The 25,438-nt window shown below is 61.3% G+C and carries 21 protein-coding genes; 14 read left to right on the top strand and 7 right to left on the bottom strand.

The genetic code is table 11. From position 1 onward, the window contains the following. Positions 1–150 precede the first annotated feature (150 nt). Positions 151–555: a PIN domain-containing protein gene (locus M6D32_RS20130; RefSeq protein WP_298259470.1), complete on the bottom strand. Its 405-nt coding sequence runs from the start codon at positions 553–555 to the stop codon at positions 151–153. Continuing rightward, positions 552–785, bottom strand: coding sequence for an AbrB/MazE/SpoVT family DNA-binding domain-containing protein (locus M6D32_RS20125; RefSeq protein ID WP_298259468.1), 234 nt, complete (start codon positions 783–785; stop codon positions 552–554). Before M6D32_RS20125 ends, M6D32_RS20130 begins: the two co-directional genes overlap by 4 nt. 174 nt (positions 786–959) lie before the next feature. On the opposite strand from M6D32_RS20125, the gene M6D32_RS20120 reads away from it, so the two are divergent. From M6D32_RS20120 to M6D32_RS20110, 3 genes are all read left to right on the top strand, one after another. Next, positions 960–4,379 (top strand): DNA methyltransferase, encoded by a 3,420-nt coding sequence (locus M6D32_RS20120; protein WP_298259466.1) that lies wholly within the window; start codon positions 960–962, stop codon positions 4,377–4,379. A gap of 73 nt (positions 4,380–4,452) precedes the next feature. Next, positions 4,453–5,358 carry an HlyD family efflux transporter periplasmic adaptor subunit gene (locus tag M6D32_RS20115; protein ID WP_298259464.1) on the top strand — a complete coding sequence of 302 codons (906 nt, stop codon included), beginning with the start codon at positions 4,453–4,455 and terminating at the stop codon, positions 5,356–5,358. A 180-nt stretch (positions 5,359–5,538) separates the two neighbouring features. Further along, positions 5,539–5,820 (top strand): GIY-YIG nuclease family protein, encoded by a 282-nt coding sequence (locus M6D32_RS20110; RefSeq protein WP_298259462.1) that lies wholly within the window; start codon positions 5,539–5,541, stop codon positions 5,818–5,820. Between the two features lie 211 nt (positions 5,821–6,031). Here M6D32_RS20110 and M6D32_RS20105 read toward each other — a convergent pair whose 3' ends face one another. Beyond that, on the bottom strand, positions 6,032–6,928 hold the full coding sequence (locus M6D32_RS20105) for a caspase family protein (RefSeq protein ID WP_298259459.1): 897 nt from the start codon (positions 6,926–6,928) through the stop codon (positions 6,032–6,034). A gap of 240 nt (positions 6,929–7,168) precedes the next feature. Here M6D32_RS20105 and M6D32_RS20100 point away from each other — a divergent pair, with 240 nt between their 5' ends. The 9 genes from M6D32_RS20100 to M6D32_RS20060 all read left to right on the top strand — a co-directional run bounded on the left by M6D32_RS20100 (position 7,169) and on the right by M6D32_RS20060 (position 17,853). Then, positions 7,169–7,360, top strand: a complete 192-nt coding sequence (locus tag M6D32_RS20100) for a hypothetical protein (protein ID WP_298259457.1) — start codon at positions 7,169–7,171, stop codon at positions 7,358–7,360. After that, complete coding sequence (locus M6D32_RS20095; RefSeq protein WP_298259455.1) at positions 7,347–9,083, top strand: hypothetical protein; 1,737 nt, start codon at positions 7,347–7,349, stop codon at positions 9,081–9,083. The genes M6D32_RS20100 and M6D32_RS20095 overlap by 14 nt, the downstream gene beginning before the upstream one ends. 118 nt (positions 9,084–9,201) lie before the next feature. Further along, the gene (locus M6D32_RS20090; RefSeq protein WP_298259454.1) at positions 9,202–9,924 is read left to right on the top strand and encodes a thermonuclease family protein; all 723 of its coding nucleotides are present in this window, start codon (positions 9,202–9,204) and stop codon (positions 9,922–9,924) included. Between the two features lie 99 nt (positions 9,925–10,023). Next, a complete protein-coding gene (locus M6D32_RS20085; RefSeq protein ID WP_298259521.1) occupies positions 10,024–10,797 on the top strand; it encodes an LssY C-terminal domain-containing protein in 774 nt (257 codons plus the stop codon). A gap of 108 nt (positions 10,798–10,905) precedes the next feature. After that, complete coding sequence (locus M6D32_RS20080) at positions 10,906–12,093, top strand: aminotransferase class V-fold PLP-dependent enzyme (protein ID WP_298259452.1); 1,188 nt, start codon at positions 10,906–10,908, stop codon at positions 12,091–12,093. A 175-nt stretch (positions 12,094–12,268) separates the two neighbouring features. Then, positions 12,269–13,330, top strand: a complete 1,062-nt coding sequence (locus M6D32_RS20075; protein ID WP_298259451.1) for an ABC transporter ATP-binding protein — start codon at positions 12,269–12,271, stop codon at positions 13,328–13,330. Between the two features lie 71 nt (positions 13,331–13,401). Beyond that, complete coding sequence (locus M6D32_RS20070) at positions 13,402–13,743, top strand: hypothetical protein (protein WP_298259449.1); 342 nt, start codon at positions 13,402–13,404, stop codon at positions 13,741–13,743. Positions 13,744–13,889: 146 nt separating this feature from the next. Continuing rightward, positions 13,890–15,611, top strand: coding sequence for an iron ABC transporter permease (locus M6D32_RS20065; RefSeq protein ID WP_298259447.1), 1,722 nt, complete (start codon positions 13,890–13,892; stop codon positions 15,609–15,611). Between the two features lie 145 nt (positions 15,612–15,756). Further along, positions 15,757–17,853 (top strand): S9 family peptidase, encoded by a 2,097-nt coding sequence (locus tag M6D32_RS20060; RefSeq protein WP_298259445.1) that lies wholly within the window; start codon positions 15,757–15,759, stop codon positions 17,851–17,853. A gap of 156 nt (positions 17,854–18,009) precedes the next feature. Here M6D32_RS20060 and M6D32_RS20055 read toward each other — a convergent pair whose 3' ends face one another. The 4 genes from M6D32_RS20055 to M6D32_RS20040 form a co-directional block, all read right to left on the bottom strand. Further along, a complete protein-coding gene (locus M6D32_RS20055) occupies positions 18,010–18,729 on the bottom strand; it encodes a ribonuclease activity regulator RraA (protein WP_298259443.1) in 720 nt (239 codons plus the stop codon). 93 nt (positions 18,730–18,822) lie between these two features. Further along, complete coding sequence (gene araD, locus M6D32_RS20050) at positions 18,823–20,562, bottom strand: L-arabinonate dehydratase (protein ID WP_298259441.1); 1,740 nt, start codon at positions 20,560–20,562, stop codon at positions 18,823–18,825. A gap of 126 nt (positions 20,563–20,688) precedes the next feature. Then, positions 20,689–21,324 carry a response regulator gene (locus tag M6D32_RS20045; protein WP_298259439.1) on the bottom strand — a complete coding sequence of 212 codons (636 nt, stop codon included), beginning with the start codon at positions 21,322–21,324 and terminating at the stop codon, positions 20,689–20,691. A gap of 426 nt (positions 21,325–21,750) precedes the next feature. Continuing rightward, a complete protein-coding gene (locus M6D32_RS20040; protein WP_298259437.1) occupies positions 21,751–22,053 on the bottom strand; it encodes a PilZ domain-containing protein in 303 nt (100 codons plus the stop codon). 308 nt (positions 22,054–22,361) lie between these two features. Here M6D32_RS20040 and M6D32_RS20035 point away from each other — a divergent pair, with 308 nt between their 5' ends. Both M6D32_RS20035 and M6D32_RS20030 read left to right on the top strand, forming a co-directional pair. Further along, entirely contained in the window at positions 22,362–23,537 is a 1,176-nt protein-coding gene (locus tag M6D32_RS20035; protein ID WP_298259435.1) for a hypothetical protein, read from the top strand. Positions 23,538–23,951: 414 nt separating this feature from the next. Further along, on the top strand, positions 23,952–25,301 hold the full coding sequence (locus M6D32_RS20030) for an MFS transporter (RefSeq protein WP_298259433.1): 1,350 nt from the start codon (positions 23,952–23,954) through the stop codon (positions 25,299–25,301). The last annotated feature ends 137 nt before the right edge of the window (positions 25,302–25,438 follow it).

The following is a 25,438-nucleotide window of genomic DNA, read 5'->3' as shown; positions in this document are numbered from 1 at the left end:
CCCTTAACCCAACGTCCGTGACGACCGCGAAACGCCCCTTGTGTGAGGCGGGACGGCAAAGAAGAACCATTGATTTGGGTGGGACGTGAAACGAAATATTTTTCTCGGAAGGACGGGACTGTCAGGCAAATCAGTCGAGGCTTCGGATACTCAGGCCGCGCTTTCCTTGAAAGGGTTCACGATCGTGAGGTCGCCGAATTTGCGGCCGTGCTGCAAATCTTCGGTGAACAGCGTGTCGCACTCGGCTTCGATGGCGGCGGCAACAATCAACGCATCGTAGACGGACAGCCGGTTCTCTTCGGCGAGCAATCGCGCTGACGTATGCAGATCCAGCGTCAACGTCAGCGGCGGATCGACCAGGGTGAGCACGTCGGAAATCGCCTCAGCGATTTCGCGCCAATCCTTGGCCTGCTTGCGCCGCGAGACCGCGGTGAACTCGTTCAATACCTGCACGCTGAGTTTGCCGCCGCCTGCGAACAGCGCACGCGCGCGATCGCCGTTCATCCCGGGTTGTTGGGCATAGACAAGGATATTGGTGTCGAAGAAGGCGCTCACCTTTCGTTGGCCTCGTCGCGATCGAATTTGTAATCGGGAGGAAGCGTCCAGTTGCGCGCCGCCATGCGCCCAAGCGCAGCCTTGCGCTGATCTTCCTTCGTTTCGACTTCGAGCGTGCCACTCCTGGCGGCAACCAGGTTCAACTCATCGCCTTCCTTGAGCCCAAGTTTATCGACCAGCGCCTTCGGCAGTCGAACTGCCAAGCTGTTACCCCATTTCGAAACCTGCATCGTCGCCTCCATGATATCCGCACATCCATGTATATCATACAATGTATATCTTTCGTTTTCAAGACGACCTTCGCCTGATTTTATGAGCTCTGACAAGGTCTTGTCGAATGAAGGACGCAGCCTTCGAGCTTCGTGGGGTTGTGCTTGAGCCCATCCTCCCGTTAGGTTGCGACCATGGGGGAAACCAAAAACACCGAAGCCGTTGAAGCCTTTATCAAGCGATGGCAGGGCCGAGAGGGAGGTCAGGAACGGGCGAATTACGTCTCGTTTCTCAACGAACTCATCGCACTCCTTGGACTGCCCCCGCCTGATCCCGCCGATGCTACCCACGAACACAACGACTATGTGTTCGAACGGGCCGTCACCAAACACAAGGACGAAGGCGATTCGCATGGCCGGATCGACCTGTACAGGAAAAGCAGCTTCGTTCTCGAAGCGAAACAGAGCCGCCTGAGAGGCGTCAAGAAGGTCGCGGGCCAGAACGACCTGTTTACTGCCGATATTCCCGAAGGTTCACGTGGGCGCCGTAGCGCGGATCGCGCCTGGGACGTCTTGATGCTCAACGCCAAGCGACAAGCGGAGGAATACGCGAGGGCGCTTCCAACCTCTCACGGCTGGCCACCCTTCATCCTCGTCTGCGATGTCGGACATTGCATCGAGGTCTATGCTGACTTTTCCGGCCAGGGAAAGAATTACACTCAGTTCCCGGATCGTCAGACCTTCCGCATCTATCTTGAGGACTTGCGTAGCGAGGTCGTCCGTGACCGTCTTCGCAAGATTTGGCTTGATCCAACCTCGCTCGATCCTGCACAGGCGTCTGCAAAGGTCACGCGAGACATCGCCAAACGACTGGCACAAGTCTCCCTCGCGCTAGAGAAGAGAAATTATCCCGCGCAGGACGTGGCCATGTTCCTGATGCGATGCCTGTTCACGATGTTTGCCGAAGATGTCGGACTGCTGCCGGAAAAATCTTTCAAGGAAGTTCTCGAAGAATGCGAGAAGAGTCCGGAGGCGTTCACACATGATGTGGGGCAGCTTTGGGAAGCAATGGACCTTGGCACGTGGGCGCATGTGCTGAAGACCAAAGTCAAGAAATTCAACGGCGAGTTTTTCCGGAACCGAGCGGCGCTGCCACTCGGACGCGAGGAAATCGGCGAGTTGCGGCAGGCCGCAAGCTATACTTGGAGAGAGGTTGATCCCTCGATATTCGGCACTTTGCTCGAACAGGCGCTTGATCCGGACGAGCGCAAGCGTCTTGGTGCACATTATACGCCTCGCGCTTATGTCGAGCGGCTCGTAGTCGCCACTGTCATTGAACCCTTGCGCGAAGACTGGCGCAACGTGCAGGCCACGGCGGAAATAAAACGCGCCTCAGGCGACCTTAAAGGCGCTGCGGCCGAGGTCCAGGCGTTTCACGATAAACTTTGCGAGACGCGCGTGCTCGATCCCGCCTGCGGCACTGGAAACTTCCTCTATGTTTCACTCGAATTGATGAAGCGGCTTGAGGGCGAAGTACTGGAGGCACTCCTCGATCTCGGCGGGCAGGAAGCGCTACGCGGGCTTGGTTCGCACAGCGTCGACCCACATCAATTCCTTGGACTTGAAATCAATCCGCGCGCCGCGGCGATTGCCGAACTGGTGCTATGGATCGGCTATCTGCAATGGCATTTCCGCACGAAAGGCGCACCGCCGGATGAGCCGATCCTGCGGGCGTTCAAAAATATTCAGGTCAAGAATGCGGTGCTGACGTGGGACGGTGAGCCGGTGCCAAAGATCATCGATGGCAAGGAAACCTACCCGCACGCGCGGCAGCCGGAATGGCCTTTGGCAGAGTTTATCGCCGGCAATCCGCCGTTTATCGGCAAAGGATTGTTTATGCGGGCGGCCTTGGGAGACGCACAAACTGAAGCGCTCTGGTCGGCGCACCCGCATATCGGCGATTCCACTGACTTCGTTCTGTATTGGTGGGACCGGGCTGCTGAACTTTTGACACGCAGGGGAACGACGCTTCGACGATTCGGGCTTGTCACCACAAATTCCATCACACAGGTCTTCAATCGACGGGTGATGGAGCGACACTTCAAATCCAACAAGCCGACTTCCCTTGTGATGGCAATACCCGATCATCCATGGACAAAGGCGACACCAGACGCGGCGTCTGTCCGAATTGCGATGACAGTTGTCGAGGCCGGCAATAGGGACGGCCTTTTAGAGGAAGTGACTCGTGAACAAAACCTAGATACCGATGCTCCCAAGGTCGATTTTAAAATCAGTTACGGCCACATAAATTCCGACCTAACGATCGGCTCGGACGTTACGACTGCGAAGTCCCTTCGCGCGAACGACAACCTTTCTTCGAACGGAATGATGCTTGCCGGCGCAGGGTTCATCCTTACGCCTTCCGAGGCAAGCCATCTAGGACTTGGGAGGCGCCCTAGCCTAGAGAAGCATATTCGCGACTATCGCAATGGCCGCGATCTTATGAGCCGATCGCGCGGAGCAATGGTGATCGATCTATTTGGCCTCACGTCCGACGAAGTGAGGGACCAATATCCCGAAGTATATCAACACGTCTTGCTTACTGTTAAGCCCGAGCGAGATTTGAACCGAAGAGCCAGTTTCAAGGAAAACTGGTGGAGATTTGGAGAACCACGGAAATTGCTGCGTAGCTTTTCTGTAGGTCTTCCGCGCTATATCGCGACGGTCGAAACGACCAAGCACCGAGTTTTTCAGTTTCTGGACATTGGAATTGTGCCCGACCACATGCTCATAGCGATCGGCTCGGATGATGCAGCAATCTTGGGCATCTTATCGTCACGGATTCACATTGTATGGGCGCTTCGTGCCGGCGGCTGGCTCGGCGTAGGAAATGATCCTCGCTATTCGAAATCCCGCTGTTTCGACCCCTTTCCGTTTCCCAACGCCAACAACATCCAGAAACAGACTATTCGCGTCATCGCCGAAGAGCTTGACGCCCATCGCAAACGCGTGCTGGTCGATCATCCGCGCCTGACGTTAACGGGGCTCTACAATGTGCTTGAAAAGCTTCGCGCCGGAGCCAAACCAGATGAACTCGACGAAAGCGATCGCGGAATTTTCGACAACGGCCTCGTACTCATCCTGAAAGAGCTACATGATAAACTCGACGTCGCGGTGGCCGAAGCCTACGACTGGCCCGCTGACCTTGCGGACGAGGAAATTCTGAATCGGCTGGTAGCGCTGAACAAGGAACGGTTGGCGGAAGAGAAACGTGGTTTGGTGCGCTGGCTGAGACCGGACTATCAAATCCCCCGTTTCGCCAAGGAGCTAGACAAGCAGGCGGCCAAGGAGGAAGGCGCGCAGGTTGCGGCCGAACTTATTCCCTCTGTAGAGCAGAAGCCTTCGTTCCCAAGCGGCGCCGTCGAACAGACCGCAGCTGTATTCGCGGCCTTGGCCGCCGCCACCCAACCGCTTGATGCCAAGGGTCTCGCCCAGCTGTTCAAGCGAACCAGGACAACTGAGAAAAAGATCAGCGAGGTGTTAGCGTCGCTAGCCCGACTTGGATACGTTACATCGGAAGACGGCAAGACCTTCGCATTTCGAAGAGTAGCATAGCTTCAGCCACGGGGCTTTGCTCCTTTCCTGCCGGTCTGGTATCCATGCTAGTAGAAGCTGGGACGCAATGCGGATGATCAATCTCGCTCGCGAGAACGCGCTCAAATTTTCGGCCTTGGGTTTTGCCGCCCTGCTCGCCATCGCCGCCCCCGCCCTCGCTGCCGACAATCCGAGCGCGCCTAAGGACGGCCCGCAAGGCGCTGCGGTGACGGTGCTGAAGGCTTCGAAATTCTGCTTCCCCAACGTGGTCGAGGCATTCGGCATCCTGATCGCGCGCGAGGAGACGATGGTGCGAGCGGAGCGGCCGGGGCTGAAGGTGGCCGAGATCATGGCCGAGCCCGGCGACACCGTCACGGCAGGCCAGGTCCTCGCCCGGCTGATCCCATTCGAAGGCGGCGGCACCACCGCGGTATCGTCTCCGGTCGCGGGCCTCGTGCTGAGCTCGACCGCGACCATCGGCGCGGTGGCCTCGCCGAGCGGCGAGGCCTTGTTTACCGTCATCGCCCGCAACGAGTTCGACCTGGTCGCCATGGTGTCGACGGAGGACCTGCCGAAGATCGCGGTGAACCAGGGCGCGCGCGTCCGCCTCGTCGGCGGCGGCGAGGTGGAAGGCAAGGTCCGCCGCATCGGCGCGACCGTCGAGCCCAACACCCAGCTCGGCCAGGTCTTTGTCGGCCTCACCACCAATCGCAAGCTGTTCGTCAATGGTAGCGGCCGCGCCATGATCACGACGGGCAAGAGCTGCGGCGTTTCGGTGCCGCTCACCGCCGTGCTTTATGGCAACGCCGGCACGGTGGTGCAGGTGGTGCACCGCGCGCGGATCGAGACCAAGCGCGTCGAAGTCGGACTGACGTCGGGCGGCCAGATCGAAATCCGCGAGGGACTGGCCGAGGGCGACATCGTGGTCGCGCGCGCCGGCGCGCTGCTGCGCGAAGGCGACGTGGTGCGGCCGGTGATGGAGAACGCCGAGGCGCGGTAGAGGCTTGGTCTAACCGGTGTCGTCCCTGCGAAAGCAGGGACCTATAACCACCGGCCTAGGATATTGAGGAAGTCGTTGCCACCGTGCCCTAAGATGGGCCGCGGCGGCGCGATGAGCGCAATTGCGCTCACGCGGGGGTCCCTGCTTTCGGCAGGGACGACAGATCGATAAATTTCGAGCATGTTTCACGTCTATGTTCTTGCCAGCCGACGTCACGGAACCCTCTACATTGGGGTGACGAATTCCTTGCAGAAACGGCTGGACCAACATCGAAACGGCGATGGGTCTTCGTTTGTGAAAGCCTATGGCGTCCATCGGCTTGTCTACGTCGAATCGTACGATCGCGCGGATGAGGCCATTGCCCGCGAAAAACAATTGAAACGGTGGAAGCGCGATTGGAAGATCGAGCTTATCGAGCGCGACAATCTCGAATGGCGCGACCTCAGCGATTTGCTGGCCTAGCTGGGGAAGAAAAAGTTTAGCGTCGTTCCTGCGAAAGCAGGAACCCATACGCCGCGGCCTTGCGGATGGAACGCCGCAGATAGACACCTTTCTGTAACCACACAAGCCAGTGGTTATGGATCCCGGCTCGCGCTTCGCTTGGCCGGGACGACGAAACAGAGATTGCTCTTTTGGTCGTCCCTGGTTCGCAGGGACGACGACAGGCGTTGAGCTACCGGGCTTTAGCCGGGTCGGCGTTGAGGCTGACGTCTTCCATCAGCGTCGAGGAGACGGAAGGCACCTGCGCGCCGCCAGAGGCGCGCGAGATCGCGACGCGGGTCTGGTTGAAGATCGCCTCCGCGGCCCGCGCCTGGTCGGCCTGCTTGCTGTCGATATGGCTGAGCAGTTCCGTCACCAGCACCGAGTCCGGACCGGTGGAATCATCGGCGACCGTGCCGGGCGATGCCGACGTCAACAGCAGCGCGTTGTCAGGCAGGTTGATCGGCGCCAGACCGTGGGAGAACGTGCGGAAGCGGCGCTCGTAAGGGTTGCGGCGCGAGGCATCGAGCACCACGACCTTGGCCGAGGCGCCGAAATCCCTGGCGGCGTCGAGCACGGACTCGACGCTGACGCCATCGCGGCGCACGTCGGCTTCCTTCCAGATCCTGGCATCGACCGGGATCATGTAGCTTTCGCGGCCGACCTGGATGCCATAGCCGCCGAAGAACAGCATCACCACCGAATCCGGGCGAACCTTCGATTTCACCCGGGCGACGGCGCGGGTCATGTCGTCATGGGTCGCATCTTCGATGACGTCGACGTCGAAGCCTTCGTGACGCAGCGCCGAGGTCAAGGCGCGCGCGTCGTTGATCGGTTGGGTCAGCGGGGCGTTCGCGTCAGGGTAATGGCCATTGCCGATGACGAGCGCAATCCGGGACGACGGCCTGGCGGCGCTGTCCACCTGGTCGTTGGCTGCCACCCTGGTGGCGTCCGCTATCCGCTTGTTCAGCGCCGCATGGGCACCAATGGCCAGCGAGACCGTCCCGACCACGGCCACCGCAATGGCAAGCGAGCGACGGGAAATGCCAAGTCGCAAGAACTGGCCGAAAAGCTCCATCACAGGTCTCATTCCGCAATCACTGGATCTCTTGATTGAGCATCAAAACCGGTTTCCACTTTTCCGGATCATGCCCTGCCGCGCGCAATTTGGTCGCGCGGGATACTGGATCGGTTTGTTGGGATCGGCGTCGTTTGCTGTCGAAATGTGCTCAATTTGCGGCACCGCAACAAACAAAGTCTTAACCCGTTAGGTAACCTGCTCGCAACCTTATTCGTCCGTTAACGGGAACCGGCTGGTGCCAGTTCCCTGATGCTCATCACGCAACATGGCTCGCTTTTCGCCCAATCCGCTCCGGCTCTCATTTCCTTGAAATTGCTGCAGCTTTCGTGCGAGTTCTCGATGCGCTTGCAGATGCCTTCCGCAAATGAGCATTTTGCGGGGGAACTGGCGGAGCGCGCGGGCGTCGGCTGTTCGAGAAAGAAAATCCATGGCGTTTCATGAAATGGCCGGGGCCGCCTGCCGCGCGCTGACGGCCCGAAAAGACGGCCCGTCGCTCTATGACGTCTGCGATCCGATCCTGCGGGGCGGCGCCGGCGGCGATCCGCATCTCGCCAAATTCTACCGCACCGCGCTTGCCAACCCGGCCTTGCGGCCGTTGCTCCGCCGCAGCGGCTTAACCGAATTGAACGACGCATCGCGCCTGGACGCGGTGCGCCAGGCGTTGATCCGGGCGCGTGACGACGAGCGGCCGGACTGGGCCGCGATCGGCCGGCCGGTCGCGGACCTGCTCGATACGATCGAACTGCACCATCCCCGGCCGCCCTCCGCTCCATCATCGAACGCCGCGCCGCCAAGGCTTTTCGAGATCGAGCACGCGATCCGCACCTGCGGCGCGCATCTGCTGCGATCATACCGGAGGTGCGGCTTCATCCCTGCTTATGCGGCTTTCAACCTGATCGGCGATCCCGACATGCGCGGCCGCGACTTCGTGACCGCACTGACCGGGCTCGATGCGCGCGGCTACAAGAACTCGACGCTGTTGTTCAATCTGGCGCGCATCTTCATCGCGCGTTCGCCGGCGCGCGAGCTGATCAACCCGCCCTGGAAAGGCATCGCCGAGCCGATGTGGCAGCCGGTGCAGATCCGCCATCGCTCGGCCTATTACGATGCGTTCTACATCGAAGCACTCCTGAGCTTTGCCGAGAGCGGGCTTGCCTCGCATGAAGAGAGCGCCGCGGCGCGGCGCGCCATATCGGCCATGGCCGATTTTTGCCTCGGGGCGAGCCGCGAGCGGGTCACCGGCGTCGACGGCCGGGCCTTCGATGTCGTCACCGCGATCGCGCCGCACCCGCATCCGCAATTTTCGCGCTTCTTCGCGCAGATCAAGCAGACGCTCGGCTTCGGCCTCTACGTGCCGGACTGCGACACCACGGCCTGTTCGTTCTCCGCCGCCTTGCAGGCCGGCTCCAGCGATCCGATGCTCGATCAGCCGCTTCCCGATTTCTATGCCGGCTATCAGGTCAAGCCAGGCGCCAACGCACCCAGGGTCACGGTCGCGATCAACGACCACATCGACTATGACGGCGCGATCGTCACCTGGATCGACAACATCAACGGCGACCGCCCCTACGGCAACGACCTCGATCCGACGCTCAATCTCGACGTCCTCGAGGTGAGCTTTCGCAACCTCGCGCGCTGGAAAATTCTGGAAACGCCGCAGCGGCTCGATTTCCTGCGCGGCATCGTCAAGTTCCAGAAAAATCTCGCAGCCAGCGGCGCCTTCACTGAGCCGCGTTCGCACATCTATTATTTGCCCGAACTTTACTGCGCCTATTTCGGCCGTTGTTACGCCGCCTTCATGGCGCTGCCCGCCGACGCGCGCCAGGTGATCGATCCCGACGGCGCGCTCAGTTTCATTCGCGCTCGCGTGCTGGCCTATGTGTGCGACGACCTGATCGCCCATGAGATGAACGCGTTTGACGCAGCGCTGGCGCTGATCGCAATGGGGCATCTCGGCGCCGAGGCCTCTCACCTTGCGCCAGCCTTGCACTGCATCGTGCGTCACCTTGGCGAAGGCGGCCGGCGCGGTCCGTTCAAGGCCTATGAGTGGAACAAGATGAAGACGCCGACGCGCATTCTCGTCGGAGGTCCGGAAGCCACGTCAGCCTTTGTGCTGATGGGCCTGTCACTGGCGCACAAGGCGCTCACGAAGGTGAACGGCTAGCGCAGAGTACGCTGACTTCAACATATTCGGCGCGGCGGGATTCTACTGGCGCTGCCGCCAAATCCGCATCACAATCCAGCGCGATCGTGATTTCCTATTTGAACGGGTCTCATTTCACATGCGCCAGAAATTCATGCTCGCGATGACGCTATTGTGCCTGCCGGTCGCGGCCGGGGCCGCCGACATTACCGGCACCGCCAAGGTCCGCGAGGGCGACACGGTCATGATCGGCACCACCCGCATTCGGCTCAGCGGCATCGACGCGCCGTCGGTCGATCAACTCTGTCTCAACAGCAAGGGCGAGCGCTGGACCTGCGGCGTCGCGGCCCGTGACGCACTCATCAAACATACCGACAGCAAGACCTGGACCTGCCATCCCGGCCAGGCGCACGATCGCCGTGGCCGGGTCATGGCGCGATGCGAAGTCGACGGCGAGGACATCCAGAAATGGCTGGTGCGAAGCGGATGGGCGCTCGCACGGATCTCGCATGATTACGACGCCGATGAGAAGGCCGCGCGCGAAGCCAAGGCCGGCATGTGGCAGGGCGCGTTCATCGCGCCGTGGGACTGGCTGGTCCGCAACAAGAAGACCACCATCCTGGGAGCGACGAAGCCGCCGGAAAGCGCGCACGCGATCCTGCTCGCGTCGGCGTCAGGGCCGATCGCACCTTCGCCGGATTGCACCATCAAGGGCAATGTCAACCGCGCTGGCGAGTGCATCTATCACAAACCGACCAGCCGATGGTACGCCCGCATCGAGATGAAAATCAGCAAGGGCACGCGCTGGTTCTGCTCGGTCGAGGAGGCCGAAGCCGCAGGCTGCCGCGAGACCCGGCGCTAACAGAACACGTCTGGCTCGAACATTCGAAACGGAAACGCGGTGACGTTCTTCTTTGTCATCTTGCCGTCTCGCCATCCGCACGGGCGGCTCGAGCAGTTTCTGCTCGGCGCGCTCTGCGCCGTATTGGCCTACACGGTGCTCGCCTATCTGGCGTTGCCCGCGTTGTGGAGTCACTACGAGCATCAACGCGGCCTTGCCGATCTGCCGATGGTGACGCGCACCGCGCAAGGCATTCCCGGCGATCCCATCAATGTCGGCCTGATCGGCGACAAGCGCGATGTGCTCTGCGCGATGCAGGCAGCAGGCTGGCTACCGGCCGACCCCGTGACCGCGCGATCGTCCATCGAGATCGCCGGCAGCGTGCTGCTCGACCGCCCCTACCGCCAGGCGCCGGTCAGTCCATTGTTTTATCTCGGCCGGCACGAGGATTTCGCGTTCGAAAAGCCGTTCGGCGCCAGCGCCGATCGCCGCCATCATGTGCGGTTCTGGAAGGTGCTGGATCAGGGCCAGGAAAAACGTCCGGTCTGGCTTGGCGCCGCCACCTTCGATCGCGGCGTCGGCATCAGCCATTATACCGGGGCGATCACCCACCACATCTCTGCCGATATCGATGCCGAGCGTAGCCTGCTCGCCTCCGACCTCGAGGCGGCGCAGATGGTCGACGCCAAATACCAGGTGACCGGCGTGGGCGTGACGCTCACCGGGCGGAACGGCGGCGGCGATTCCTATTTCACCGACGGCGAAGTGTGGATCTTGCGGCTGGTTACGGCGTGCCAAAAAAGAACAGCGCCGGTCGATGTGATCCCGAGCCCGCCGGCGACCGAGTTGAAGGACCAGATCTGGCACGCGGTTGCCGACGCGCTGACGAAATAGGTGTCGGCGCATGACAGCCTCACCCGAATATCATCCCAATCCGGCTTGAATTTCCCGCCATTCCCCTGCATCCCTTTCGCAGTCGAACCTTTCGGAGGAATCACGAAAATGGCCGTTCGCGCGGGCCGGGAATTCCTGGCGATCCCCGGACCCACCACCATGCCCGACGAGGTGTTGCGGGCGATGCATCGCCCTGCGCTCGACATCTATTCCGAGGAGATGGTGCAACTGTCCGACGGACTGTTGCGCGACCTTTCGAATCTGTTCGCCACCAAGGGCAAATCCTACATCTACATCGCCAACGGCCATGGCGCGTGGGAAGCCGTGCTCAGCAACGTGCTGTCGCGCGGTGACAAGATCCTGGTGCTGGAAAGCGGCCGGTTCGCCATCAACTGGGGCAACGCGGCGAGCGCGATGGGCGTCGATGTCGAAGTGCTCAAGGGCGATTGGCGCCGCGCCATTCGCGTGGCTGATGTCGAGGAGCGTCTGCGCCAGGACAAGGACCACAAGATCAAGGCGATCCTGGCGGTTCAGGTCGATACCGCCTCGGCCGTCTGCAACGACATCGAGGCGATCGGCAAGGCGATCAAATCGACCGGTCACCCTGCTTTGTATCTGGTCGACACCGTGGCATCGCTTGGCTGCATGCCGTTCGAGATGGACGCCTGGGGTATCGATGTCACGATGTCCGGCTCGCAGAAGGGCCTGATGACGCCGCCCGGCCTGTCCTTTTGCGCGGTCAACGATCGCGCGCAGGCAGCGCACAGACGCGCGAACCTGCGCACGCCCTACTGGGACTGGACCGAGCGCGAGGGCACCGAGCACTACCGCAAATATGGCGGCACCGCGCCGATCCATCTGTTGTTCGCGCTTCGCCAGGCTCTCGACATGATCAACGCCGAAGGCCTCGACAACATCTTCCTGCGCCATCGCCTGCTGGCAGAAGCGGTGCGCGCGGCGGTCGCGACCTGGGCCGAGGGTCAGGTGCTCGGCTTCAATATCACTGAGGCCAGCGAGCGCGCCAACACGGTCACGACGGTGTTGATGGCCGATAGCCACGACCCGGCCGCGCTTCAGCGCTACTGCAAGGAAAAATGCGGCGTGGTGCTGGGGGTGGGCATCGGCGAATTGACCGGCCAGGCGTTCCGGATCGCCCATATGGGCCACGTCAACGCGCCGATGATCCTAGGCGTGCTTGGCGTGGTCGAAGTCGCGCTGCAGGCGCTCGGCATTCCCCACGGCAAAGGCGGCGTCGAGGCCGCCATCGGCTGGCTCGGCGACAACGTTCCGGCCTGACATCGGATTTGACAATCGCCTGAAGGCGGCTTCCCGGCCGCCCCGCATTCGTGCTTATATTAATCTGGCGATAAATAAGCAGCCGGCATATTCCCGTCACCGTCACCATCAGCTTGCCACCCGGAGGCACTGATCGCGGCGGAATGCGCAAAAGAACGAACAGGGAGTGGAGCGATTGGCGTCGGTTGAATTGCGTGACCTCACCAAGCGATTTGGATCGGTGACGGTCGTTGATAACGTCGGCTTGCGGATCGATCACGGGCAACTGGTCTGCCTTCTCGGCCCCTCGGGCTGCGGCAAAACGACGACATTGCGGCTGATCGCGGGCTTTCTCGAACCGACATCCGGCGAAATCCACGTCGGCGATCGCCTGGTCTCGTCGGCCGCGCGCACGCTGCCACCCGAGCAGCGCAAGATGTCGATGATCTTCCAGAGCTACGCGCTGTGGCCGCATATGACGGTTGCCGGGAACATCGTCTACGGGCTTCGCTTGCGGAAGATGGATCGCGACACCATCGCCAAGAAGCTCAAGCTGATCCTGCAAACGACCAAGCTCGAAATTCTCGCCGAACGCTATCCCGGCGAGTTGTCGGGCGGCCAGCAGCAACGCGTCGCGCTGGCGCGGGCGCTGGTGGTCGAGCCCGAAACCCTGCTGCTCGACGAGCCGCTTTCCAACCTCGACGCCAATCTGCGCGAGGAGATGCGCTTTGAAATCCGCAGGCTGCACGACCAATATCGCTATACGACGGTTTACGTCACCCATGATCAGTCGGAGGCGATGACGACGGCCGATCTCATCGCCGTCATGAACGGCGGCAAGATCGATCAGCTCGGCACGCCGGAAGACATCTACGACCGGCCGCAATCGGAATTCGTCGCGCGCTTCATCGGCTCCAGCAACGTCATCAAGGGCGTCGCCCGCGACGAGAACCACATCGCGTTTTCCGGCGCGACGTTGCGCGTGGTGGGCGCGAAGCTCTCGGCCGATCAGGACGCCGCCGTCGCCATTCGCCAGCACGATATCCAGCTTTCGACCACTGCGCCGGCATCAGCCGACAACACCGTGAAAGCGACCGTGACACGGCAGGTGTTTCTCGGCGCCAACCGCGACTACGTGCTCGAAACGCCGGACGGCACCAGCTTGCGCGCGGTCACCCCGCCGCAAACCGCGATTTCCCCCGGAACAGAAGTATGGCTGACGCTCCCGCCGGAGCGCTGCCGCGCGTTGAGCCGATAGGCACGGACGCGATGACGCGACGAAACGGTCAACGACTGAACCTGCATGACGCGCTGGGCGAGCGCGCGATCATGGCCGACGGCAACGAATATAATGTCGTACTCGTGAAGGAAGCAGGCCAGCCGGTCTATCCGGCCGATGGCACGCCGACCATTTCGGGTCCCACCGCGATCTTCGCCAGTGCACCACATCCCAATGCCGAGCGGCTGTTCCAGGCATGGCTGCATACGCGCGAGACGCAGCAATTCTTCGCAATTCTTCACCGACTATACCGCGCAATATTCAGCCCATCCGCAGGTGACGCCGAAAGCGGGCCGTCGCAGGATTTCCGACATCAAGCTGATGAAGGAAGATACGGCCGGCGTCGAGAAGATGACGGACGAAATCAAGACGCGCTATGCGCGGCTGTTTAGGGTGTAGATATGCCGCATCCTAAATTGATTTTTGCGTCATTCCGGGATGGTCCGAAGGACCAGACCCGGAATCTCGAGATTCCGGGTTCGCTCGTTTCACTCGCGCCCCGGAATGACGACTTTCAAAGAAACGGATCAATCGGCAAGTGACCATTATTCAGCAAAGCATCGTCACCCCCGCAGCCAAGATCGACTGGACCAAACCGGTCCTTTGGCTGTTTGCAGCCTTCATGATCGTCATGATCGTGCTGCCGATGTCGTGGCTCTTGATCTACAGCGTCACCGACAAGGGCGGCCACCTGACGTTGCAGAATTTCGTCACGCTGTTCACCGATCCCGATTTTCTTGATCCGCTGCTGACGACCGCGATCATCGCGGTCAGCTCGGCCATCATCTGCTGCCTGATCGCAGCACCCATGGGATGGCTGGTCTCGCGCACCGACATGCCAGGCCGGCAGATCATCCGCGCGCTCGTCACCGCTTCGTTCGTGACGCCACCGTTTCTCGGCGCCATCGCCTGGGAATTATTGGCCGCTCCGAACAGCGGCTTGCTCAATCAGCTGTTTCGCTTTGTCACGGGCGCCCAGTCGGACGAACACCTGTTCGACATCTACACGCTGACCGGCATTATCTTCGTCATCTCCTGCTATACGTTTCCCTTCGTGTTCGTGCTGATCGCGAACGCGCTCGACAACATGCCTGGCGAACTCGAAGATGCCTCCGCCATCCTCGGCGGGCGGACCTGGACCACCGCGCGGCGCATCACGATTCCCTTGGCGATGCCGTCGATTGTTGCCGGCGCGCTGATCGCCTTTCTTCAGGCCCTGACCCTGTTCGGCTCGCCCGCCATCCTGGCGCTGCCGGCCGGCTTCCACGTCATGACGACCAAGATCTGGAGCCTGTTCCAGTATCCGCCCAAACTCGAACTCGCGGCCGCAGCCGCCGTGCCGCTCCTGGTGCTGACCATCCTTCTGTTGCAAGGACAGAAATTTCTGCTGGGAAGGCGCGGCTTCTCGGTGCTCGGCGGCAAATACGGCGCGCCGCGCCGGGTCGAAATGAAGAAGTGGCGCTGGGCAGCGCTGGCCTTCTGCCTCCTGATGCTGCTCAACCCGGTGTTCCTGCCCTATTTCGCGCTGTTCAACGCGGCGTTCTCGCCCAACGCAACGACGCTGGTCACGCCGTCAACCTTCACGCTGCACAACGTCGTGTTCGTTTTTACCGAGCTGTCGTCAACCCAACTCGCGCTGAAGAACACGGTGATCCTCGGCACCTCGACGGCGACGCTGGGCACCCTGCTCGCGCTGGTCGTCGCCTACGTCACCACGCGAAAGGTGATATCAGGCCATCGTATCCTCGGCTTTCTCGCCACCGCGCCGGTTGCAGTTCCCGGAATCGTGCTCGGCGTCGGCCTGTTCCTGAGTTACACGCGGCCGCCTTTCGTGCTCTATGGCTCGCTCTGGATCCTCCTGATCGCGTTTTTGACCATCAACCTGCCGTCGGCCTATCAGCAACTGCAGGCCGCGTTCGCGACGGTTCACCCCGAGCTTGAGGAAGCAAGCCGAATCCTCGGTGCCAGCCGGCTGCAATCGCTGCGCCAGATCACGGCACCGCTGCTGCGCACCGGCGTGATCGCGACCTGGTGCTTCATCTTCATCGGCGTGATGCGCGAACTCTCGGCCGCGATCGTGCTGTTCACCTCGCAGACCAAGGTGATCAGCGTGTTGATCTACGACCTCAACGAAAGCGGCGATCTCGCCGCCATTTCCGTGCTCGGCATCGCGATGCTGCTCATCACCTTTGCCGTGGTGCTTGCCGTCAACCGGATTCCGATGCTGGGCGGCAACGCCGGCGCCCGGCTGCGAAATTAAATATTCCGGCCAACAGGCCTCGGTGTGGCGGCACTGCTGGCCCGTGTTCAACGGGGCAGCCTCTGGCCGTGAAACCTGATCTCTGGCAATCCGCTTTCCCAAACCCGATATGTTCGGTAACCCCGCATTTGAAGTGAGAACCAGGATGGATAAAAAGAGCCCGTTGACGCCGCCGATCGCGCCGCGCCGCCCGCATTCCCTTACGACCCACGGCATCACGATCGTCGACGACTATGCGTGGCTGAAGGACGGGAACTGGCAGGAGGTGCTGCGCGATCCGTCCATCCTGAACGCGGATATCCGCAAATATCTCGAAGCGGAGAACGCCTATACCGAGAGCCTGCTCGGTCATACCGGCGCTTTGCAGAAGCTGCTGGTCAAGGAAATGCGCGGGCGCATCAAGGAAGATGACTCCAGCGTGCCCTCGCCCGACGGCGCTTATGCCTATCTGCGCAAGTTCCGCGAGGGCGGGCAACACGAGTTATTCGGACGCACCCTGCGTGACGGCGGCGAGGCCGAGATCATACTCGATGGCGATGAACTCGCGGCAGCCCACGATTATTTCAGGTTCGGCGGGGCGCGGCATTCGCCCGATCACCGGCTTCAGGCCTGGAGCGCGGACACCAAGGGGTCTGAGTATTTTTCGATCCGGGTCCGCGACTGGGCGGGCAAGAAGGATCTCGACGACGTCGTCGAGGAAACCGAAGGCTCGGTGGTGTGGAACAGCGACTCGAGCGCCTTCTTCTACGTCAAGCTCGACGACAACCACCGGCCGATGCAGGTCTGGCGTCATCGCTTGGGAACAAGGCAGGCCGACGATCTGCTGGTCCATGAGGAACATGATTCCGGCTGGTTCACCAATATCCACGAAAGCTCCAGCGGCCGCTACTGCGTGATCGCCGGTGGCGATCACGAAACATCCGAACAGCGCCTGATCGATCTTGCCGACCCGAAAGCAACGCCACGACTGGTGACCGCCCGCGAGGAAGGCCTGCAGTACTCGGTCAACGACCGCGGCGACCAGCTTTTCATTCTGACCAACGCCGACGGCGCCATCGACTTCAAGATCGCCACCGCGCCGATCGCCTCGCCGGAGCGGAAAAACTGGCGCGACCTGATTCACTACCGCGAAGGCATCTATGTCCTCGATGTCGAACTATTCGCCGGCCATATGGTGCGGCTGGAGCGCGCCAATGCGCTGCCCGCTATCGTCATCCGCGATCTCGATAGCAGCGAGGAACACGCCATCGCGTTCGACGAGGCCGCCTACTCGCTCGACACCATGGGCTCTTACGAATTCGAGACGACGAACCTGCGCTTCTCCTACTCGTCGATGACGACGCCGTCCGAAATCTACGACTACGACATGGCGAAGCGGACGCGCACCTTACGCAAGCGTCAGGAGATTCCGTCCGGCCACAACCCGGCCGACTATGTGACGACCCGCATCATGGCGAAATCCCATGACGGCGCCGAGGTGCCGGTCTCGATCCTGCATCGTCGCGATCTCAAGCGCGACGGTAGCGCGCCATTGTTGCTCTACGGCTACGGCTCCTACGGCATGGCGATGCCGGCGTCGTTTTCCGCCAACCGCCTGTCGCTGGTCGATCGCGGCTTCGTCTATGCCATTGCGCATATCCGCGGCGGCGCCGACAAAGGCTGGGGCTGGTATCTCGACGGCAAGCGCGCCAAGAAAAACAACAGCTTTGACGACTTCGCCGCCAGCGCCCGCACATTGATCGCGGACAACTACACATCGGCGAAGCGCATCGTTGGCCATGGCGGGTCGGCCGGCGGCATGCTGATGGGCGCGGTGGCCAATCGGGCCGGCGAATTATTTGCTGGTCTCGTCGCCGAAGTGCCCTTCGTCGATGTGCTCAATACCATGCTCGATCTGTCGCTGCCGCTGACGCCGCCGGAATGGCCGGAATGGGGCAACCCGACCGAGAGCGCGACCGACTTCAAGACCATCCTGTCCTATTCGCCTTACGACAATGTCGAGGCGAAGGAGTATCCGGCGATTCTGGCCATGGGCGGCCTCACCGATCCGCGCGTCACCTATTGGGAGCCGGCGAAATGGGTTGCGAAGTTGCGCGCGACCATGACCGGCGGCGGCCCGGTGCTGTTGCGCACCAACATGGGCGCGGGTCATGGCGGCGCTTCCGGCCGCTTCAACCGGCTCGACGAAGTCGCGATCGCCTATGCTTTCGCGCTGTGGGCGGTGGGACTGGCGGAGAGCTAAGTCTCTCGTGTCCCGGACGCGGCGCATCCCTCGAGACGGCGCTACGCGCCTCCTCGGGATGAGGCCGAAACCAAACAGTTCCGTATCTTCATGGTGAGGAGCCGCGTTCTTCGCGGCGTCTCGAACCATGAGGCCCCGACGTGCGCGACGTAAGAACTACCGCCCCTTCTCCTTCCGCCACGCGGCGAAATCGACCAGCGTCTTCTCGTCGGTGGCGGGATAGAGCCCGACAATCGACTTGCCGTTTTGCACCTGCTCGGTGACGAAGTCCTCGAACGCGGTCATCTCGACCGCCTCAGTGGCGATCTCGTCGGCGAGATGCGCGGGGATCACGATCACGCCGTCGCTATCGCCAAGAATGACGTCGCCGGGAAACACCGGCGCGTCGCCGCAGCCGATCGGCACATTGATCTCGATCGCCTGATGCAGCGTCAGATTGGTCGGCGCGCTCGGACGGTGATGGTAAGTCGGAAAACCGAGCTTGGCGATTTCGGCAGAATCGCGAAAACCGCCGTCGGTGATCGCGCCGGCGACGCCGCGCTTCATCAGCCGCGCCACGAGAATGGCGCCGGCCGATGCGGCCCGCGCTTCCTTGCGGCTGTCCATCACCAGCACGCTGCCGGCCGGACATTCTTCCACCGCCTTGCGCTGCGGATGGGCGCGATCGCGAAACACCTCGATCTTGTTGAGGTCTTCGCGCGCCGGCATGTAGCGCAGCGTGAAGGCCTCGCCGACCAGCACTGGCTGATCGGCGCTGAGCGGGTGCACGTCCTGGATCATCTGGATGCGAAAACCGCGCTTGAAGAGCGCGGTCGCCACCGTCGCGGTCGAAACGGTCCTGAGTTTGTTGCGGGTGGCGTCGGAGAGTTTTGGCATGATCTAACCCCTGCTGTCATTCCGGGGCGATGCGTCAGCATCGAACCCGGAATCTCGAGGTTCCGGGTTCGCTTCGCGCCCCGGAACGACGAACTAGAAAATCGAGGGCTCGCCGACCGGCTTGCCAAAGCTGGTTTCAAGAAAATCGAAGTCGCAGCCTTCGTTGGCCTGCTTGATGTGCCTGGTGAACATCCAGCCATAGCCGCGTTCGAACCGCGTCTCCGGCTGCTTCCACACGGCGCGGCGCTTGTTCAACTCCGCCTCGGACACATCGAGATTGATGGTGCGCGCGGCAACGTCGAGCGTGATCTTGTCGCCGGTCATCACCAGCGCCAGTGGCCCGCCGATATAGGATTCCGGCGAGACGTGCAGGATGCAGGCGCCGTAGCTGGTGCCGCTCATGCGCGCATCCGACAGCCGCACCATGTCGCGCACGCCCTGCTTCACGAGCTTGGTCGGGATCGGCAGCATGCCCCATTCCGGCATTCCCGGACCGCCTTGCGGGCCCGCATTACGCAGGATCAAAACATGATCCGCCGTGACATCGAGATCAGGATCGTCGACCGCCTTCTTCATCGACGGATAGTCGTCGAACACCAGGGCCGTGCCGGTATGCTTGAGGAAGCGCGGATCGCAGGCGGAAGGCTTGATCACGCAGCCATCGGGCGCGAGATTGCCTCTCAGTACGGCGAGCGCGCCTTCCGCATAGATCGGGTTGTCGAGGTTGCGGATGACATCGTCATTATAGACTTCCGCACGCTCGATATTCTCGCCAAGCGTTTTGCCGGTGACCGTCAGACAATCAAGATGCAGATGTGGCTTGACCCGGCTCATCAGGCCGGGCAGCCCGCCGGCATAATAAAAATCTTCCATCAGGTATTTGTCGCCACTCGGCCGAACGTTGGCGATGACCGGCACCTTGCGGCTCGCCTTTTCGAAATCGTCGAGGCTGATGTCTTGGCCAGCGCGGCGCGCCTGCGCGATCAGATGGATGATCGCGTTGGTCGAGCAGCCCATCGCCATCGCGACCGTGATTGCATTCTCGAAGGCTTTTCGGCTCTGGATCTTGCGTGGCGTCAGATCTTCCCAGACCATCTCGACGATGCGCCGTCCGCATTCCGACGCCATGCGGATATGGCCCGCATCGGCCGCCGGAATCGAAGAGGCGCCGGGCAGCGTCATGCCGATCGATTCCGCGATCGCCGTCATGGTCGAGGCGGTGCCCATGGTCATGCAGGTACCATAGCTGCGGGCGATGCCGGCCTCGACGTCGATCCAGTCCTTGTCGGAAATTTTTCCGGCCCGCCGCTCGTCCCAATACTTCCAGGCGTCCGACCCCGAGCCCAGCGTCTTGCCCTTCCAGTTGCCACGCAGCATCGGACCGGCGGGCAGATAGATTGCCGGGATGTTCATGCTGGTCGCACCGAGCAGGAGCGCCGGGGTGGTCTTGTCGCAACCGCCCATCAGCACCACGCCGTCGACGGGATGGCCGCGCAGCAATTCCTCCGCATCCATCGCCAGCAGATTGCGATAGAGCATGGTGGTCGGCTTCAGGAAAGATTCCGACAATGACAGCGCCGGCAATTCCATCGGGAAGCCGCCGGCCATCAGAATGCCGCGCTTGACGTCGTCGACACGGCTCTTGAAGTGCATGTGGCAGGGCTGCGCGTCCGACCAGGTATTGAGGATCGCGATGACCGGCCGGCCCTTCCATTCCTCTGGCGCATAGCCCATCTGCATCGCGCGCGAGCGGTGGCCGAAGGCGCGCAGATCGTCGGGCGCAAACCAGCGCGCGCTGCGCAGCGTATCCGGATTTTTCTTGCTTTCAGCCATGCGACACCCCGTGACCCTTAATCGAGTCATGTCACAGGCGATCCATGGCGAGCAAGGCCCGCTGGTCTCGAAGCCGCGATTTTTCCCGTGCCCGATTTCCAAACCAGAGCGACGGGGCGAAGCTCGTCAGGACGCGCGCGAGGCGGTCATCACGATCCGAACGAGGTCGGCGGCATTTCGCGCCCCCAGCTTTTTCATGATGTTGGCGCGATGGTCTTCGATCGTTCTCGGGCTGATTCCCAAATGCCGCCCGGCTTCCTTGTTGGAGGCGCCGGAGGTGAATTGCTCCAGCACTTCGCGCTCGCGGCGCGTCAGCGGCTCGCGGCCGGGCAAATTTACCGCTCCGATATCCGAGGCGGCGCGACCGGCCTGACGGCGAGTATAGGCTTCGATCGCCTCGTTCAACCGCATCACGATCTCGTTGCCGCGGAACGGCTTCTCGATAAAATCCAGCGCCCCATTCTTGATCGCGCTCACCGCCATCGCAATATCGCCCTGTCCGGAGATGATGAAGATCGGCGCGGGGTAGTCCTCGCCGCGCAATTCCTTCAGGATATCCAGCCCGGATCTACCGGGAATATGCACATCGAGAAGAATAGCGGCAGGAGTGCGATTTCGCGCGACCGACAGCAGTGCGGCGCCATCTGCAAAGCAGATGACCTTGTAGCCTCCGGCGGAAAGGACGATCGAGAGGGTTTCGCGGACGGCAGCATCATCGTCGACGACGAAAATCTCACCGCGAGAGGACGGCTTTTCGTTCATGTGACATCGTCCCTTGAACGGCAGAAAAACGGCACCGATTTGCAACGCAGTTCGCAAATCGCCTGCTCCCGTAGTTCTACGGGACGACGACTTAACGCACAAGTAGCAGCGTGATTTGGTCTAGTGCCGCCTATTTGAAGTTCCTGCACCACAAGCGGCGAATTCTGTCCAGGAACTTCAAATAGAAAAGCGGCACTAGCATCAATAAGTTTGTGAGTAGCCCATAGCTTTCCGAAGTCCGTGAAAGGTCGTGCTGAGATGTAACACGGACTTCGGAAAGTGGGCACTAGCGCGAAGCCGCAAAACTTTAGGCCAGAGGCTCGTTTCTTTTCGGACTTTGTTCCACGAGCCGCAACCGTTCGATCTTTTTTCCGCTGCACGTCTCGCGGATGATGTGGCGGTTGGGCCGCGCGGCCCTTGAAAGAGCTAGTTCACATCGTTGTTGGACTTCTTCTTGCGGCCCTTGGTCTTCAGGAACTGGATATCCATGTCGGTTCCATTGACGCGGACGAGTTCGCAGCGGCGATAGGCAAGGCCCGTCGACGACAGCAGCAGAAAGAACTCCTTGAGATTGAGACCCTGGATGGAACCCTCGATGGTTAGCAGGGCGTCCGTGTCGGAGATCGCGTGCAGCATGCAGTCGCGACGCCAGGTTCCATCGATGCCCATGATGCAAACATCATAGCCGCGGCCGGTGACGCGATCCAGAACTTTGTTCTCTTCAGCCATTGTGGCCGCCGCTACCGGGCGATGCGATGCTCCGCCGCCCAGCAGGTCGCCGATCGCTGTGAAGGGTTAAGTTTCTCCTAATCGCTCGCAGCGCGAAACAGGATGGAAAATACTGTCGCATTTTGAGCGACATGTCCGGATTGGGGCAGCGCTATCGGCGGCTAACCAGAATGTGAATCAGTACTTTGCGGGGAACAGCAACGTCTTACCGCTTTTTTTACGACTTAATTTACGGCGGCCTGCTTTGATTGCTTCTTGTGCGGGCCATGGCCTGCAAGGGTTTCCCTTAACAATCGTAACCGTCTGCGATGATTCAGACCAGCCTCAGAGAGTTCTTGCAGCGATTGACGCCGCCGACGCGTAGCAATCTGCTTGACGAACTGGAGCGGTTGGAGCTCTCGGGGGACGAAATCCCCGGGGCGGGCGAAGTCATCGAGACATTGCGCGCCGAGTTTCGCGGCGGAGGGCAGAGCCAAAAGCGCAATAATCCGCCCACCCGCTATTTCTTCACACCGCTGGAGCCGTTGCTGGTCGATGGCGCGCCCCAGCACGCGACGACCGGCGGAATCCAGCGCGGTTCGCTTTCGGCGATCTGGGAGTGGATCAGCCGCGATCTCCTGCCGACCATGGCGCGCGACTACACCAAGAACCTCAATGACCTGATCGCGGTCGATAAACAGCGGGAGGCCCGTCAGGCCGCCGCGACGTTTCAGGTCAAGGTCCTCAAAAGCATGGAGGGCGTGCTCGGTTCCCCGGAGAGCGCCGACCAGATTCGGGCAAGGCTCGCAACCTACACCACCTCGCCGGCAGCCTTCGACGACCTGACCAAGATGCTGAGTGCGCTGCGCGCGCGTGAGGAGCTCACAAAATTGAACGAAGCGTTGCCGGCCAAGCTCGCCCGCTTCGACAACGCCGAAGTTGCCAAGGTCGCGACGCTCCTGGCCGCATTCGCCAAGACTCACCCCGAACAGCTTCCGTTCGCGCTGATGCTGGTGTCGCGCCGCCTCAAGATTCAATGGCAGCTGATCCGCCTCGCCACCAAGGCCGCGTCATCCAAGAAAGCGGCCGACGTCGCCGCCACGCCCTATGCGGCCGCCGTCTCGATGGTGCTCGACCGGATGGAAGACAGGCGCACCATGCTGCGCATCGCGCTCAAGCATGAGCGTATCCTCGTCGCCAAGGAAATTCTGATCGACCTTTACGACACCGAATATGCGCTGAGGGTCCGGATCGACCAACTGGCGGAATCCGACTGGGGGCAGAGAATCGATGCACTGATGGCGTCGATCACCGAGCTTGTGGAATGCGAGGTCAAGCGCTTTCCCGACAATGTCGGTCACGTCCTGGGATCTCGAAGCCTGCGCAGCTACAATTCCCTGTCAGGCCGCCTGACCCACCTGGCGTGGAAAGGACGCGACGCCGTCAACGACGGGGCCGCGTTCTTCAAGAAGGTGCTTGGCGGCCCCGAGAAATCTCGCGCCTGAGCGTCCTGATCGCGCCGGCCCACGCTTGATCGTTCCGGCGGAAAAATTCCCTGAAGCCTGCTCTTTCCCGCAGCGAAACGGTTCGCAAGCAGCGAAGGTTCGGCCTTCCGCCAAAAGTCTAGGCGGCGATGGCTCGTTGCAACGGAACCTTCGCCGCGACGCGGGCGTTTCCCAACAAACGCCCGCTGGCGAATTCTGTTTCCGATCCTGTGCATGCGGAGCCGCCGCGGGACGAGTGCAGTGGATTTGACATTCGCGCCCACATAGCCGCGAACTCGCCAGGCGAATGCCAAATCCTGAACTCCACTCGAAACCTAAATTTTCCTAGTGGTCCTTTGATTCTGACATTGGCAAAGGTGCCGGCTTCGAGGGAATGCGAATGTTGGAATCGGACCACTAGCCGGAGGCATTGCCATGTCAGCGCTCGACGCCAACAACGTTATCCCACTCAGCGGCCCAACCCTCAGCCCCGACGAACATCAGACCCAGCTTCGACGCGCGGTGATCGCCTCGACCATCGGCACCGCGATCGAGTGGTACGATTTCTTCCTCTACTCGACCGTGACCGGGCTCGTTTTCGCCAAGCTGTTCTTTCCGCACTCCGACCCCTGGGTCGGCACGCTTGAAGCTTTCGCCATCTATGCCGTCGGCTTCGTCGCTCGACCGGTGGGCGCCGCGATTTTCGGTTATTACGGCGACCGCATCGGCCGCAAATCGACGCTGATCGCAACGCTGCTTTGCATGGGGCTCGCGACCTTCGCGGTCGCGCTGGTGCCGGGCTATGCAAAAATCGGCGTCTGGGGCGCGGTGATCCTAACGGTACTGCGGTTCATCCAGGGCGTCGGCGTCGGCGGGGAGTGGGGCGGCTCGGTGCTGATGTCGATGGAATGGGCGCGCACCAATCATTCGCGCGGCCTCGTCGCATCGTGGCCGCAATTCGGCGTCCCCTGCGGATTGTTCCTGGCCAATCTTGCTGTGCTCGCTTTCAGCGGCATGTCCGGCGCGCAGTTCATCTCCTGGGGCTGGCGGATTCCCTTTGCGCTCAGCATCGTGCTGGTCGGCCTCGGCCTCTACATCCGCCTTGGCATTCTCGAGACGCCGATCTTCACGAAATTGCTTGCCGAGCGAAAGGTCGAGCGCGCGCCGATGCTCGCCGTGATCAAGGAGTATCCGAAACAAATCCTGCTGTCGGCCTTCGCGCGGATGGCCGAGCAGGCGCCGTTCTACATCTACACCGCTTTTGTCTTCTCTTACGGCATCGGCACGTTGCACCTCACCCGCGACTTCCTGCTCACCTCGGTGCTGGCGGCCTCCGTGGTGTCGTTCGTCTCCATTCCGGTGTTCGGCTATGTCTCCGACCGCATCGGCCGCAAGAACATGTACATGATCGGGGCGGTGGTCACCGGCATCTTCGCCTTCATCTACTTCGCCATGCTGAAAACCGGCTCGGAGCCGATCATCCTTTTCGCGATCATTCTTTCGCTGATCCCGCATGACATGATGTACGGGCCGCAAGCGGCACTGATCGCCGAAAGCTTCACCGGGCGGCTGCGCTACAGCGGCTCATCGCTCGGCTACCAACTTGCCTCGATCATCGCCGGCGGCCCGGCGCCGCTGATCGCCGCCTGGCTCTATGCCACCTATCATTCGGCGACCGCGATTGCGATCTACGTCGCAGCCTGCGCCGTGATCACGTTGATCGCGACCGCGCTGATGACGGACTACACCGGCAAGGATATCTCCGCCGAATACCAAACACGGTGATGTGAGGGTCGGATTTGATCCCGGGTCGGCGATGATACTCCATCGCTGACCCGCATCTGTTCCGCTTCACGAAATTAAGCTCCTCGTGAACGGTGCTATGGTAGGTAAACGGCCCAATTTCAATCTGACTGGTCAGA

Origin of the sequence: Bradyrhizobium sp. (genome assembly GCF_027307225.1) — a bacterium.
Lineage (GTDB): Bacteria > Pseudomonadota > Alphaproteobacteria > Rhizobiales > Xanthobacteraceae > Bradyrhizobium.
The sequence above is the reverse complement of the archived record's forward strand: the minus strand, read 5'-3'. Positions and strand labels throughout refer to the sequence as shown.

Bases quoted from the DNA above. Each gene is read 5' to 3' on its own strand.
- M6D32_RS20125 (WP_298259468.1), bottom strand. From the start codon at position 785: ATGCAGGTTTCGAAATGGGGTAACAGCTTGGCAGTTCGACTGCCGAAG.
- M6D32_RS20120 (WP_298259466.1), top strand. From the start codon at position 960: ATGGGGGAAACCAAAAACACCGAAGCCGTTGAAGCCTTTATCAAGCGA.
- M6D32_RS20115 (WP_298259464.1), top strand. From the start codon at position 4,453: ATGATCAATCTCGCTCGCGAGAACGCGCTCAAATTTTCGGCCTTGGGT.
- M6D32_RS20110 (WP_298259462.1), top strand. From the start codon at position 5,539: ATGTTTCACGTCTATGTTCTTGCCAGCCGACGTCACGGAACCCTCTAC.
- M6D32_RS20105 (WP_298259459.1), bottom strand. From the start codon at position 6,928: ATGAGACCTGTGATGGAGCTTTTCGGCCAGTTCTTGCGACTTGGCATT.
- M6D32_RS20100 (WP_298259457.1), top strand. From the start codon at position 7,169: ATGCTCATCACGCAACATGGCTCGCTTTTCGCCCAATCCGCTCCGGCT.
- M6D32_RS20095 (WP_298259455.1), top strand. From the start codon at position 7,347: ATGGCGTTTCATGAAATGGCCGGGGCCGCCTGCCGCGCGCTGACGGCC.
- M6D32_RS20090 (WP_298259454.1), top strand. From the start codon at position 9,202: ATGCGCCAGAAATTCATGCTCGCGATGACGCTATTGTGCCTGCCGGTC.
- M6D32_RS20080 (WP_298259452.1), top strand. From the start codon at position 10,906: ATGGCCGTTCGCGCGGGCCGGGAATTCCTGGCGATCCCCGGACCCACC.
- M6D32_RS20070 (WP_298259449.1), top strand. From the start codon at position 13,402: ATGGCCGACGGCAACGAATATAATGTCGTACTCGTGAAGGAAGCAGGC.
- M6D32_RS20060 (WP_298259445.1), top strand. From the start codon at position 15,757: ATGGATAAAAAGAGCCCGTTGACGCCGCCGATCGCGCCGCGCCGCCCG.
- M6D32_RS20055 (WP_298259443.1), bottom strand. From the start codon at position 18,729: ATGCCAAAACTCTCCGACGCCACCCGCAACAAACTCAGGACCGTTTCG.
- araD (WP_298259441.1), bottom strand. From the start codon at position 20,562: ATGGCTGAAAGCAAGAAAAATCCGGATACGCTGCGCAGCGCGCGCTGG.
- M6D32_RS20045 (WP_298259439.1), bottom strand. From the start codon at position 21,324: ATGAACGAAAAGCCGTCCTCTCGCGGTGAGATTTTCGTCGTCGACGAT.
- M6D32_RS20040 (WP_298259437.1), bottom strand. From the start codon at position 22,053: ATGGCTGAAGAGAACAAAGTTCTGGATCGCGTCACCGGCCGCGGCTAT.
- M6D32_RS20035 (WP_298259435.1), top strand. From the start codon at position 22,362: ATGATTCAGACCAGCCTCAGAGAGTTCTTGCAGCGATTGACGCCGCCG.
- M6D32_RS20030 (WP_298259433.1), top strand. From the start codon at position 23,952: ATGTCAGCGCTCGACGCCAACAACGTTATCCCACTCAGCGGCCCAACC.